This is a genomic window from Tsukamurella sp. PLM1 (assembly GCF_023168325.1).
In the GTDB taxonomy this organism is placed as follows: domain Bacteria; phylum Actinomycetota; class Actinomycetes; order Mycobacteriales; family Mycobacteriaceae; genus Tsukamurella.
The window spans coordinates 3,269,113-3,281,460 of record NZ_AP025688.1 but is presented as its reverse complement, the minus strand read 5'-3'; the positions used below and the strand labels follow the sequence as shown (position 1 = coordinate 3,281,460).

Sequence of the window (12,348 nt, the reverse complement as noted above, 5' to 3'; positions counted from 1 at the left end):
CGCGCCGCATCGTGATTGGGATCACAGGATCCGATCACAAGCGTGACCGCGGGGAGGGCCTTCGGGGTCGGACGGAATGTCAGGGATCGGTCATGATGCGCTACAGATCGTAAATCTTCCAGGTGGTGCTGGATGGCTACGATTCGCGAATACCCCTCTGAATCAGGAGCGAGCAGTGTCGGTGACGCCCGTGATCGGCGTGTGCGGGATCCGCACGCGCGCCCGCTACGGCGAGGTGTGGGACCGCGAGGTCACCATGCTGCCGAAGGTCTACAGCGCGGCCGTGGCGCGCGCCGGCGGGGCCTGTCTCGTCGCGCTGCCCGACGGTGCCCTCGCCGCGCGCCCGGAGTTGCTGCTCGATCGCGTCGACGGTCTCCTGCTGGCGGGCGGGGCGGACATCGCACCGTCGAGCTACGGGGCACCCGATCACCCGCGGACCGGGCCCACCGACCCGCTGCGCGACAGCGCGGAGATCGCCCTGACGCGCGTCGCGATCGAGCGCGGCGTACCGCTGCTGGGGATCTGCCGGGGCATGGAGGTCCTCAACGTGGCGCTCGGGGGCGGGCTGGTGCCGCATCTCCCGGACGCGCTCGACGGTGACCGCTCCCACCTTCGCCGCGACGGCGAGTTCGCGGAGCATCCGGTGCGGATCGTGGCCGGTACGCGGACGGCGGATCTCGTGGGGGCGGAGGAGGTCGTGGTGCAGTCGCACCATCACCAGGCGGTGGCGGGGCTGGGCGAGGGGTTGCGGGCGACGGCCTTCGCGTCCGAGGGGCGCGTGATCGAGGCCGTCGAGCGTCCCGGCGGGGCGCTCGTGGTCGGGGTGCAGTGGCATCCCGAGGAGGACCCGTCGTCGACGGTGATCGCCCGGTTCGTTGCGCACGCCGCCGCCTCCCGGTCGTGACGACAGCGCCCTGGGCATGACGACAGCGCCCCGGCCGGATGGAGGATCCGGCCGGGGCGCTGTACTTTTCGGGTGCTCGTCCGTCGGCGGTTACGCCGTGTGCGCGTCCGCGAGGTGGAGGGCCTCGTCGAGGATGCGCAGGCCCTCGCGGGCCTCGGCGGCCGTCACCGTGCACGGCGGGACCACGTGGATGCGGTTGACGTTGACGAAGGGCAGGAGGCCGCCCTTCTTGCACGCCGCTACCGTCTCGGTCATGGCGGCACTGGTGCCGCCGTAGGGCGCGAGCGGCGCGCGGGTGGCGCGGTCCTCGACGAGCTCGATCGCCCAGAACACGCCGGTGCCGCGGACCTCGCCGATGGACCGGTGCTTGGCCTGCATCCCGCGCAGCGCGGGGCCGATGACCTCGGCGCCGACCCGCGCGGCGTTGTCGACGACGCGCTCGTCCTCCATCGCCTCGATGGTGGCGACCACGGCCGCGGTCGCCAGCGGATGCCCGGAGTAGGTGAGTCCACCCGGGTAGGCGCGGTCGGCGAAGGTCGCGGCGATCTCGTCGCCGATCGCGACGCCGCCGAGCGGCACGTACCCGGAGTTGACGCCCTTGGCGAACGCCAGCAGGTCGGGCACCACCGGTCCCGCCGCGGTGGCGGCGTGCTCGATCCCGAACCACTTACCGGTGCGGCCGAACCCCGCCATCACCTCGTCGGCGATCATGACGATTCCGAACTCGGTGCACAGCTCCCGCACCCCGGCCAGGTAACCGGGTGGCGGGATCATGATCCCGGCGGTGCCGGGGATCGACTCGAGGACGACCGCCGCTATGGTCGACGGGCCCTCCAGCTCGATGACCCGTCGCAGCTCCTCGAGCGCGCGCTCGCACTCCTGCTGTTCGGTCTGCGCGTGGAACACCGAGCGGTACAGGAACGGGCCGTTGAAGTGGACCACGCCGTGCGCGCCGCGGTCGTTGGGGAACCGCCGCGGATCGCCCGTGAGGTTGATCGCGAGGTCGGTGCCGCCGTGGTAGGCGCGGTAGCGCGAGAGCACCTTGTACTTACCGGTGTGCAGCCGGGCCATGCGCACCGCGTGCTCGATGGCGTCGGCGCCGCCGTTGGTGAAGAACACCCGGTTCAGGTCGCCGGGGGTGCGCTCGGCGATCAGACGGGCGGCCTCGCTGCGCGCGGCGTTCACGTGCTGCGGTGCGATGGTGCACAGCTTCGCCGCCTGCTCCGCGATCGCGGCGACGACGCGCGGATGCTGGTGTCCCACATTGGTGTTCACCAGCTGAGACGAGAAGTCCAGCAGCCGGTTGCCGTCGCCGTCCCACACGTAGGAGCCCTCCGCCGCGATCACGGTCATCGGGTTCAGCTGCGCCTGCGCGGACCAGGAGTGGAAGACGTGGGCGCGGTCGAGTTCGCGGGCGCGGGCGCCCTCGGCGACGGCGGCCTCGAGCGGCGCGCCGCCCGGGAGTGCGGTCATCGTCGGTTCTCCTTCTCTCGTCGGGGTTTCGGGGGTCAGACGTTCTGCGGGAAGCCGAGGTCGATGCCGCGGTTGGCGGGGTCCTGCCAGCGGGTGGTGACGACCTTGCCGCGAGTGAAGAAGTTCACGCCCTCGGTGCCGTAGGCGTGGGTGTCGCCGAACAGCGAGGCCTTCCAGCCGCCGAACGAGAAGAACGCCGTCGGCACGGGGATCGGGACGTTGACGCCCACCATGCCCACCTCGACCTCGTTCTGGAAGCGGCGGGCCGCGCCGCCGTCGGCGGTGAAGATCGCGGTGCCGTTGCCGTACGGGCAGTCTGCGATGAGCCGCATGCCCTCCTCGTAGGTATCCACGCGCAGGACCGACAGAACGGGGCCGAAGATCTCATCGGTGTAGACACTCATGTCGGTGCGCACGTGGTCGAGCAGCGTCGGGCCCACCCAGAAGCCTTCGGCCACGTCGGCGGCGTCGGCGCCGGCCGCGGGGCGGATGTTCCGGCCGTCCACGACCACGGTGGCGCCGTCCTGCTCGCCGGCGTCGATGTACGCGGCGACCTTGTCGCGGTGCGCGCGGGTGATCAGCGGGCCCATGTCGGCGGAGCCGGTGCCGTCGCCGGTCACCAGGCCGCGGGTGCGCTCGGCGATCTTGGCGACCAGCTCATCGGCGATGTCGCCCACGGCGACCAGCGCGGAGACGGCCATGCAGCGCTCACCGGCCGAGCCGAAGCCGGCGTTGACCATCGCGTCGGCGGCGATGTCCAGATCGGCGTCGGGCAGCACGATCGCGTGGTTCTTGGCGCCGCCCAGTGCCTGCACGCGCTTGCCGTGGGCGGTGCCGGTCCGGTACACGTACTCGGCGATCGGGGTGGAGCCGACGAACGAGACGGCCTTGATGTCGGGGTTGACCAGCAGCTCGTCGACGGCGGTCTTGTCGCCCTGGACCACGTTGAACACGCCGTCGGGCAGGCCGGCCTCGGCCAGCGTGCGGGCGATCCACAGCGCGGCCGACGGATCCTTCTCGCTGGGCTTGAGCACCACGGTGTTGCCGGCCATGATCGCGATGGGGAAGAACCACATCGGCACCATCGCGGGGAAGTTGAACGGCGAGATCACGGCGACGGGGCCGAGCGGCTGCCGGATCGAGGCGACGTCGACCATGGTCGAGACGTTCTCGCTCATGGTGCCCTTGAGCAGGTGGTTCATGCCGCAGGCGAACTCGACGACCTCCTGGCCGCGCATCACCTCGCCGAGCGCGTCCGAGTGCACCTTGCCGTGCTCGGAGGTCAGGATCGCGGCCAGCTCGTCGCGCCGGGCGTTCAGTAGCTCGCGGAAGGCGAACATGATCGTGGTGCGCTTGGCGAGCGACGTGTCGCGCCACGCGGGGAAGGCGTCCTTCGCGGCGGCGATCGCGGCGCGGGTGTCGTCGACGTCGGCGAGAGCGACGCGGCCGGTGACGGCGCCCGTCGCGGGATTGGTCACGGGGGCGTACGCGCCGGAGGCGCCGGGAAACGGGGCGCCGGCGACCCAGTGGTCGATGGTGGTCGTGGTGATCTCGGTGATGGTCATGCATCCACTGTGGGGCCCGCGAGGGGGTCGAATCCCCGACATTCCGTCAGCGATCGCCGACCCGGTTTTACACTTCGTCACATGAGTCTGACAGTGGCGGAGATCCTCGCCCTGCCCGTGGTGCGGGCCGGAGACCCCGAGGTCCACGTGGCGGCGGGGCTGGACCGTCAGGTGCGCTGGGTGCACGTCGGCGACGCCGCCGAGGTCGCCGAGCTGCTGACCGGCGGCGAGCTGATCCTCACCACGGGGCCCGCCCTGGCGGCCGACCCCGGTGGCTACTGCGCAGCGCTCGCGGAGGCGGGCGCAGTGGGGTTGGTGGTGGAGTTGAGCGCGCGGCTGCCGCGGATGCCGGCGGCCGCGATCGCCGCGGCGGAGGCGGCGGGCATGCCGCTCGTCGGACTGCGGCGGGGCATCCGGTTCGTCGCGCTCACCGAGCAGGTGCACCGCGCGATCGTCGCCGACCAGTTCGACGAGGTCGAGTTCGCCCGGCACGCCCACCAGGTGTTCACCGAACTATCGATGCGCAGGGCCGACGCCGACGCGATCGTTGCAGGGGCGGCGGAGCTCATCGGCACCCCGGTCGCGCTCGAGGACACCGCGCGCCGGGTGCTCGCGCTCGCAGCGCACGGCCACCCGACCGCCGACCTCCTGGCAGGATGGCCGACCCGGTCGCGTTCCGACGGGGTCGCAGTGTCGGTCGGCGCGGACGGCAATGTCTTCGCCCGCCTGGTGGCACCGCTCGCCGAGCCGACGACCCGCGTCGAGATGGTGCTCGAGCGGACGGCGCAGGCGCTGGCGCTGCGCGAGATGGTCGAGCGGGACCGCACGGCGCTGGAGCAGCAGGCGCAGCACGGCCTCCTGGACGATCTGCGGACCGGCCGCATCCCTGACGAGGCCTCGGCGTCGGCCCGGGCCGGACCCTGGGTTTGCAGGTGGCGCGGTTCTACGTGCCGGTGTGCGTCGGCGTCGACGTCGAGTCCGGACACGACGAGCTGAGTACCCGCCGGCGCAAGGTCCACGTGCACGACGCGGTGCGGCACGCGCTGGGCCTAGCCCGGCTCACCGCGATCAGCTCGGTCACCGGGACCGGAGTCGACGCCGTGATCGCCTGCGCCGGAGTCGACCCCGATGCCGCCGTCGACCACGCCGGCCGGTTGATGATCGCGGAGGTCGGGCGGGTGCGCGGGGTGCGCGGGGTGACGATCGGGGCCGGGCCGGCCGTCGGCCGCATCGTCGACGCGGTGTCGGGCCTGGCCGACGCGGAGCACGTCGCGGCGGTGGTGGCGGCGATGCCGCACGCCGAGGGGCGGGTGCACCGCGCCGCCGACACCCGGCTGCGCGGCCTCGTCGCGCTGCTCGCCGACGATCCGCGGACGCGTGCGTTCGCGGCCGTCGAGCTGCGCCGCGTGCTGGACGGGCCGGAACCCGAGGGGAACCTCGAACTGCTCCGCGCGTTCCTCGAGACGTCCGGGAACAAGACGGAACTCGCGCGCCGGCTGCACGTCTCGCGGCCCACGCTGTACGCGCGACTCGCGGGCCTGCAGGAACGGCTGGGCGTCGATCTCGACGACGGCGAGTCCCGGACCTCGCTGCACGCGGCACTGCTGTTCCGCGACGCGGCGGCGGCGACCGCGTCACCGTGACCGCGCGGTGGCGTAGAATTCCTACTTTGGGCAGCCTAAGAAGGTTGCGAGTCGTCGATGTCGGGAGTGCCGTAGATGAAGCCGTTGCGCGTCGCGATCGTGGGTTCCGGGCCGTCGGGGTTCTTCGCCGCCGGCAACCTGTTGGAGCAGGACGATGTCGAGGTGCAGGTCGACGTGTTCGACCGGCTGCCCACGCCGTTCGGCCTGGTCCGCTACGGCGTCGCGCCCGACCATCCGGCGATCAAGTCGGTCACGAAGATCTTCGACCGTACGGCGCAGCACGAGAACTTCCGTTACTTCGGCAACGTCGAGGTGGCCACCGACATCCAGGCCGCCGAGCTGGCCCAGTGGTACGACGCGGTGATCTACGCGATCGGCGCGTCCGGCGGCCGCCGTCTCGAGGTCGACGGTGCCTGGCTCCCCGGCAACCACCCGTCCAGCGACTTCGTGGGCTGGTACAACGGGCACCCCGACCGCTGCGACCTCGACGTCGACCTGGGCGTCGAGCGCGCCGTGGTCATCGGCAACGGCAACGTCGCGCTCGACGCGGCCCGGATCCTCGTCACCGGCACGGAGAAGCTCGAGGGCACCGACATGGCCGAGCACGCCCTCGCCGCGCTCAAGGATTCGAGAGTGCGGGAGGTCGTCGTCCTCGGCCGGCGCGGCGCCGAGCAGGCTGCGTTCACGCCGGCGGAGGTCGCGGAGCTGGGCAAGCTGCCCGGCGTCGACGTCGTCGTCGACCCCGCCGACGTGCCCGCCGAGGACAAGGAGCGCGACAAGGCGCGTCCGCCGGTCGAGCGCAACAACCTCAAGCAGCTGCGCAAGCTCGCCGCGCTCGAGCCGAGCGGGGCGGACCGTCGGATCGTGCTCAAGTTCCTGCGCTCCGTGGTCGGTATCGGCGGGGCCGGCCGTGTCTCGTCGGTGTCCGTGGCGACCAACGAACTCGTCGCGGGAGAGGACGGCGCCGTCGAGGCGCAACCCACCGGTGAGGTCGCCGAGCACGACGCGGGCCTGGTCATCCATGCCGTCGGATACCACGGCACGCCGATCCCCGGCATCCCGTTCGACACCGAGCGAGGCGTCTTCCGCAACGCCGACAGCCGGATCGTCGGGTACGACGGTGCGCCCCTGCCGGGCCACTACGTGGTCGGCTGGATCAAGCGCGGACCGTCGGGCGTGATCCCGACGAACCGCGACTGCGCGCGCGACACCGTCTCGGTCCTGCTCGCCGACGTCGCCGAGGGCAAGCTGACCCGCAGCGAGTTCGACGGTGCCCAGGTGGAGAAGCTCATCGTCGAGCGGGTTCCGAACCTGGTCGAGTACGACGGCTGGATGGCCATCGACGCCCACGAGACCTCACTCGCGCAGGAGGACGATCGTCCCCGCGTGAAGCTGACCAGCGTCGACGCGATGATCGACGCGGCCCAGGCGTCGTCCGCGGAGTGACGCAGCCGGGTTCCATCACCGGCCCCGACCCTTGACACCGCGAAGCAAATGATAGAAGGTCGTCATTATTCTCTCATGTAGGAATGATGGAGGCCGCGATGACCGGAGCGAAGAATCAGGAGTCCCTGGAGCTGCACGCACGGGACGTGACGTTCGACTGGTCGGCCACGCCGCTCGAGTGGATCACCGGGGAGCCGTTCGCCAGCATGGGGATCGCGGGCGTGCTGCACCTGGTACTGCCCGAAGGTGAGCGGTGGTTCTGCGAGGCCTTCACCGAGGCGCTGCCCTCCATCAAGGACGAGGAGCTCGCGCGCACCGTGCGCGGGTTCATCGGGCAGGAGGCGATGCACGCGGCGTCGCACGACACAGCGGTCACCGAGTACCTCGAGCGGCAGGGGGTGGACACGGGGCCGTTCGTGCGGCAGATGGAGTTCGCGTTCCGGCACATGCTCGGGCCCCGGACGTACCGCTCGAACAAGGCGCGATACAACGACATGGTCGAGCGGCTGTGGCTGATCGCCGCCATCGAGCACTACACGGCGATCCTCGGGGTGTTCGTGCTCAACAGCCGCTGGGACGAGTTCGAGATCGATCCGGCGATGGCCGACATCTGCCGCTGGCACGGGGCGGAGGAGGTGGAGCACCGGTCGGTGGCGCACGACGTGGCGATGTACTTCGACCCCAGTTATCTGCACCGCTGCCGCGCGATGCTGACCGTCGTGTTCTTCATGCTCACGTTCTTCCCGCGCGCGGCGAGGTTCGTCGAGCGCGCGAGCACCGGGCGGCGGATGCACCTCCCGCGATTCCTGTGGGAGTACATGCGCGCGGGGCGCAAGGGACTCGTGCCGCCGATCCGCTCGGTCGTGTGGTTCACACTGCTCTACTTCGATCCGCGGTTCGACCCGGAGACCATCGGCTCCACCGATCAGGCCGTCGCCTACCTCGCGAGTTCCCCGGCCGTCCGCGGCTCCGGCACCCTGAGCGCCCAACGGCGAGTACCGTCGGAATCGTGGGGCTGCGGAGGTTGTTGAATCGAGCTGCGGGAGCATCGCTCTCCCGGAGGAAGGGACTGCGCATGACGGATACCGGCACCATCACCACCACCCCCGGCACGGAGACGGCGGTCCTCGCGGGCGGTTGTTTCTGGGGCATGCAGGACCTGATCCGCAAGCAGCCGGGCGTGCTCGCGACGCGCGTCGGCTACACGGGCGGCGGCAACGACCACGCCACGTACCGCAACCACCCGGGCCACGCCGAGGCGGTGGAGATCGTCTTCGACCCCACGAAGACCGACTACCGCGCGATCCTCGAGTTCTTCTTCCAGATCCACGACCCGTCCACGAAGGACCGGCAGGGCAACGACGTCGGCTCGAGCTATCGCTCGGCGATCTTCCCGCTCAGCGACGCGCAGCGGGACACCGCGCGCGACACCATCGCCGACATCGACGCCTCCGGCCTGTGGCCGGGGAAGGCGGTCACCACGATCGAGCCGGCGGGCCCGTTCTGGCAGGCCGAGCCGGAGCACCAGGACTACCTGGAGAAGTTCCCCGACGGCTACACCTGCCACTTCCCGCGTCCGGGCTGGAAGCTCCCCAAGCGCGCGCAGGCGTAGCTCAGGCCCAGTCGGGGGCGGCGGTCAGGTCGGTCAGCAGGCCCGGACCGCCATCGCCCGACGGTGCGCCGTCCCCTCCAGTCGGTCGAGGGCGCACTCCGGGTCCGCGGGCGGCCCCAGGTGTCCGCAGCCGCGCGGGCAGTCCTCGACGGCCACGGCGAGGTCGGGGAACGCGGCGACCACGTCGTCGGTGGAGATGTGCGCGAGGCCGAAGCTGCGGATGCCCGGGGTGTCCACGACCCACCCGCCGGCGGGTAGCCACAGCGCCACCGACTGCGTCGAGGTGTGCCGGCCCTTGCCCACGCCGGAGACCACGCCGGTGGCCCGGTTCGCATCGGGCACGAGCCGGTTGACCAGTGTCGACTTGCCCACCCCGCTGTGCCCGATCAGCGCCGTGACGCGGCCGGTCAGCAGGTCGTGGGCCTCGTCGAGCGGATCGCCGCGGCCGGCGGCGATCACCTGCAGGTCGAGGTCGGCGAACGCGGCGGTGAACTCCTCCGCGTCGGCGAGGTCGCCCTTGGTCAGGCACAGCACCGGCGTCAGGCCGCCCGCGTATGCGGCGATGAGGGTGCGCTCGACGAAGCCGGTGCGGGGCGGGGATCGGCGAGCGCGGTCACGATCAGCAGCTGCTCCGCGTTGGCGACCACGATCCGTTCGTACGGGTCGGTGTCGTCGGCGGTGCGCCGCAGCACCGTCGACCGCTCGTCGACCCGCACGATCCGCGCCAGGGTGTCCTTGCGCCCCGTCAGGTCGCCGACGACGCCCACGTGATCGCCCACCACGATCGGGGTCCGGCCGAGCTCGCGAGCCCGCATGGCGGTGATGACGCGCTCGGGGTCACCGTCGAGCGCGCAGCCCCAGCGGCCCCGGTCGACCGAGACGACCATGGCGGTGGCGGCGGCGCTGTGGTCCGGTCGGTTCTTGGTGCGCGGCCGACTGCTCTTGCCCGGGCGCACCCGGACATCGCTCTCGTCGTACTCGCGCTTACCCAAGGCTCGCTGATTCGCCGCCGAGGAGCGAGTTCCACAGGGCGGGGAAATCGGGCATGGTCTTCGCCGTGGTGGCGATGTCCTCGACCTGTACACCGGGCACCGCGAGGCCGAGAATGGCACCCGCTGTGGCCATCCGGTGGTCGGCGTAGCTGTGCCAGATGCCGCCGTGCAGCGTCGCGGGCTCGATGTGCAGTCCGTCCTCGGTCTCCGCGCACCGTCCGCCCAGCGCGGTGATCTCGGCGGTGAGGGCGGCCAGCCGGTCGGTCTCGTGCCCGCGCAGGTGGGCGATGCCGCGCAGGTGCGACGGCGAGTCGGCGAGCGCGGCGAGCGCGGCGACGGTGGGCGTGAGCTCACCGATGTCGCGCAGGTCCCAGTCCACGCCGCGCAGTCCGCCGGTGCCGCGGGCGGTGATCGCGCCGTCGGCGTACGAGACCTCCGCGCCCATCTCGGTGAGGATCCCGGCGAACTGCACGCCCGGCTGGGTCGAGTCCGGATCCCAGTGCGGCACGGTGACGGCGCCGCCGGTCAGGGCCGCGGCGGCGAGGAAGACGGTGGCGTTGGACAGGTCGGGCTCCACGGTCCAGTCGTGGGCGCGGAGCCCTCCGGGCGCCACGGTCCAGGAGTTCGGCCGCGAGGTGTCCACCTCGGCGCCCGCGGCCCGCAGCATCGCGACGGTCATCTCGATGTGCGGCATCGAGGGGACGGGCTTCCCGTCGTGATGCACCGTGACGCCCTCGGCGAAGCCGGGAGCGCTCAGCAGCAGCCCGGAGACGAACTGCGAGCTGGCGGAGGCGTCGATCGTCACCGCGCCGCCGCGGATCGGTCCCTCGCCGTGCACGGTGAGCGGCAGTCCGTCGCCGTCGATCCGGGCGCCGAGGCCGCGCAGCGCATCCAGGACGGTGCCCAGCGGCCGGGCCCGGGCCTGCGGGTCACCGTCGAATTCGACGGTGCCGCGCGCCCCCGCCGCGAGCGAGGGGAGGAAGCGCATAACGGTGCCGGCTAGGCCGCAGTCCACGCTGCCACCGTGGAGCGGGCCGCCCGTCACGGCAACCGTGGTGTCGGTTACGAACTTCACATCGGTGCCGAGAGTGCGCAGGCCATCGGCCATCAGATCGGCGTCGCGGCTGCGCAGCGCGTTGGTCAGCGTGGAGGTCGACGGAGCTTGTGCCGCAAGGACGTACGCACGATTGGTGATCGATTTCGAGCCGGGCAGGGCGACGGTTCCGGTCACCGGCGCGTCGGCGAAGGGCGCAGGCCACAGCTCGATTTGCTCCACGCGGCCATCCTTGCACATGAGGGTGCCCTGAGCGCCGTGCTACCTTGCTGGTCGGAAACCTCAGGTTCTTCACACCGCCGGGAGATCTCGATGAAGCGCACTTCTCTGTCCGTGGGCGTCGCCACGACCGTCGCCGCGCTGGCGACCGCCGCCGGCCTCCTCGCACCGGCCGCGTCGGCCGATCCGAAGCCGGCGGAGCCGCCCAAGAACAAGGCGGGCGAGCTTGTGATCGGTTCCGGCAACCTGCCCGATTCGATGAACTTCGGCGGCGCCGTCCTGTCCGGCGCGTCGGCGGGCTGGAACGCGGCCTGGGCGTCGCTCAATTCGGCCAAGGTGGAGCCGGCGGAGTGCAAGGTGCTCTACGCGGGCCTGCCCATCCCCAAGGGCACGGACACCGCGCAGACCAACGGCTCCGTGCGCGGAGTCACCTGGTCGATGGTGGTGTCCAAGTTCGCGATCGACGTCGCGCCGCAGCGCGCCGCGCTGCCCAAGTGCGCCACGTTCAAGGCCACCAAGAACGGTGTCACCAGCGAGGTCGCCGTGCGGTCGATCGCGGTCACCGGCGCGTCCGACGGTCTCGGGCTGGAGTTCACGCAGAAGACCAAGCGCGGCAACCAGACCCAGTACCTGCAGTCCCGCCAGTACACCGCGGTGGTCAACGGCGTCACGATGTCGCTGCGCGGCGGCCGCGAGTCGCGTGAGCCCGCGCCCTTCGTCGGTGCGGACGACCAGCTGGCCGTCGACCTCCTCGGCGTGCAGATCGCCATCCTGAAGAACCCGCCGGAGCCCGCGGCGGCCGCGCCGGCGCCGGCGTCGGCGAAGCCCGGCGCACCGTCGGCGAAGCCCGGCGCACCGTCGGCCAAGCCTGCGGCGTCCGGCGCCGCCAAGCCCGCCTCGTCGTCCGCGAAGCCGGCACCGTCGTCGGCGGCCAAGCCGCGCTGATCTCTGAACTAACGTTCAGGTAGTCTCCCGGGTGTGGAATCCACCCGGGAGTTCAGCGTCGGCCAGCTCGCCGCGCGTAGCGGTGTCGCGGTGTCCGCGTTGCACTTCTACGAGCGCGAGGGGCTGATCACCGCGCGTCGTACCGCGGGGAACCAGCGGCGGTACCCGCGCGAGATGCTGCGGCGCGTGGCGTTCATCCGGATCAGTCACCGAGTCGGCATCCCGCTCGCGACGATCCGCGAGGCCCTCGCCACGCTGCCCGACGGCCGCACGCCCACGAAGAAGGACTGGGAGCGGCTGTCGCGGTATTGGCACGACGACCTCTCGCACCGCATCGACGAGCTCACCCGCCTGCGCGACAACCTCACCGACTGCATCGGTTGCGGCTGCCTCTCGATGGCCTCCTGCGCACTGGCGAACCCGCACGACGCCCTCGCCACCACCGGTGTCGGCCCGCGACGCGTGTTCGACAGCTTCGAGTCGTAGCCTGGGGAC

The 12,348-nt window shown here is 71.6% G+C and carries 11 protein-coding genes and 1 pseudogene; 8 read left to right on the top strand and 4 right to left on the bottom strand.

Translation table 11 applies throughout. The features are described 5' to 3' along the window. The first annotated feature begins 181 nt into the window (after positions 1–181). Positions 182–904 carry a gamma-glutamyl-gamma-aminobutyrate hydrolase family protein gene (locus MTP03_RS16870; protein WP_248489212.1) on the top strand — a complete coding sequence of 241 codons (723 nt, stop codon included), beginning with the start codon at positions 182–184 and terminating at the stop codon, positions 902–904. Between the two features lie 90 nt (positions 905–994). Here MTP03_RS16870 and MTP03_RS16865 read toward each other — a convergent pair whose 3' ends face one another. Together MTP03_RS16865 and MTP03_RS16860 are read right to left on the bottom strand one after the other, a co-directional pair. After that, positions 995–2,377 carry an aspartate aminotransferase family protein gene (locus MTP03_RS16865; protein ID WP_248489211.1) on the bottom strand — a complete coding sequence of 461 codons (1,383 nt, stop codon included), beginning with the start codon at positions 2,375–2,377 and terminating at the stop codon, positions 995–997. Between the two features lie 35 nt (positions 2,378–2,412). Then, positions 2,413–3,942, bottom strand: coding sequence for a CoA-acylating methylmalonate-semialdehyde dehydrogenase (locus tag MTP03_RS16860; protein WP_248489210.1), 1,530 nt, complete (start codon positions 3,940–3,942; stop codon positions 2,413–2,415). A gap of 81 nt (positions 3,943–4,023) precedes the next feature. Between MTP03_RS16860 and MTP03_RS23150 the strand changes: the two genes are divergently transcribed. The 5 genes from MTP03_RS23150 to msrA all read left to right on the top strand — a co-directional run bounded on the left by MTP03_RS23150 (position 4,024) and on the right by msrA (position 8,643). Next, on the top strand, positions 4,024–4,938 hold the full coding sequence (locus MTP03_RS23150) for a PucR family transcriptional regulator ligand-binding domain-containing protein (protein WP_305852763.1): 915 nt from the start codon (positions 4,024–4,026) through the stop codon (positions 4,936–4,938). After that, positions 4,875–5,585: a CdaR family transcriptional regulator gene (locus MTP03_RS16850; protein ID WP_248489209.1), complete on the top strand. Its 711-nt coding sequence runs from the start codon at positions 4,875–4,877 to the stop codon at positions 5,583–5,585. Before MTP03_RS23150 ends, MTP03_RS16850 begins: the two co-directional genes overlap by 64 nt. A gap of 75 nt (positions 5,586–5,660) precedes the next feature. After that, positions 5,661–7,031, top strand: coding sequence for an NADP oxidoreductase (locus MTP03_RS16845; RefSeq protein WP_248489208.1), 1,371 nt, complete (start codon positions 5,661–5,663; stop codon positions 7,029–7,031). Between the two features lie 98 nt (positions 7,032–7,129). Then, entirely contained in the window at positions 7,130–8,062 is a 933-nt protein-coding gene (locus MTP03_RS16840; RefSeq protein ID WP_248489207.1) for a metal-dependent hydrolase, read from the top strand. 44 nt (positions 8,063–8,106) lie between these two features. Then, positions 8,107–8,643: a peptide-methionine (S)-S-oxide reductase MsrA gene (gene msrA, locus MTP03_RS16835; RefSeq protein WP_248489206.1), complete on the top strand. Its 537-nt coding sequence runs from the start codon at positions 8,107–8,109 to the stop codon at positions 8,641–8,643. Between the two features lies 1 nt (position 8,644). On the opposite strand, the pseudogene rsgA reads toward msrA, so the two are convergent. Together rsgA and aroA are read right to left on the bottom strand one after the other, a co-directional pair. Continuing rightward, positions 8,645–9,635: pseudogene (gene rsgA, locus MTP03_RS16830) on the bottom strand (ribosome small subunit-dependent GTPase A). After that, the gene (gene aroA, locus MTP03_RS16825) at positions 9,628–10,929 is read right to left on the bottom strand and encodes a 3-phosphoshikimate 1-carboxyvinyltransferase (protein ID WP_248489205.1); all 1,302 of its coding nucleotides are present in this window, start codon (positions 10,927–10,929) and stop codon (positions 9,628–9,630) included. The pseudogene rsgA and the gene aroA overlap by 8 nt, the downstream one beginning before the upstream one ends. A gap of 72 nt (positions 10,930–11,001) precedes the next feature. Here aroA and MTP03_RS16820 point away from each other — a divergent pair, with 72 nt between their 5' ends. Both MTP03_RS16820 and soxR read left to right on the top strand, forming a co-directional pair. Then, a complete protein-coding gene (locus tag MTP03_RS16820) occupies positions 11,002–11,853 on the top strand; it encodes a hypothetical protein (RefSeq protein WP_248489204.1) in 852 nt (283 codons plus the stop codon). Between the two features lie 33 nt (positions 11,854–11,886). Beyond that, entirely contained in the window at positions 11,887–12,339 is a 453-nt protein-coding gene (soxR, locus tag MTP03_RS16815; RefSeq protein ID WP_248489203.1) for a redox-sensitive transcriptional activator SoxR, read from the top strand. Positions 12,340–12,348 lie beyond the last annotated feature (9 nt).

What these genes read in the sequence shown, in the direction of transcription:
- MTP03_RS23150 (WP_305852763.1), top strand. Translation starts at nt 4,024, where the DNA reads ATGAGTCTGACAGTGGCGGAGATCCTCGCCCTGCCCGTGGTGCGGGCC.
- aroA (WP_248489205.1), bottom strand. Translation starts at nt 10,929, where the DNA reads ATGTGCAAGGATGGCCGCGTGGAGCAAATCGAGCTGTGGCCTGCGCCC.
- MTP03_RS16820 (WP_248489204.1), top strand. Translation starts at nt 11,002, where the DNA reads ATGAAGCGCACTTCTCTGTCCGTGGGCGTCGCCACGACCGTCGCCGCG.
- MTP03_RS16865 (WP_248489211.1), bottom strand. Translation starts at nt 2,377, where the DNA reads ATGACCGCACTCCCGGGCGGCGCGCCGCTCGAGGCCGCCGTCGCCGAG.
- MTP03_RS16840 (WP_248489207.1), top strand. Translation starts at nt 7,130, where the DNA reads ATGACCGGAGCGAAGAATCAGGAGTCCCTGGAGCTGCACGCACGGGAC.
- MTP03_RS16845 (WP_248489208.1), top strand. Translation starts at nt 5,661, where the DNA reads ATGAAGCCGTTGCGCGTCGCGATCGTGGGTTCCGGGCCGTCGGGGTTC.
- MTP03_RS16860 (WP_248489210.1), bottom strand. Translation starts at nt 3,942, where the DNA reads ATGACCATCACCGAGATCACCACGACCACCATCGACCACTGGGTCGCC.
- msrA (WP_248489206.1), top strand. Translation starts at nt 8,107, where the DNA reads ATGACGGATACCGGCACCATCACCACCACCCCCGGCACGGAGACGGCG.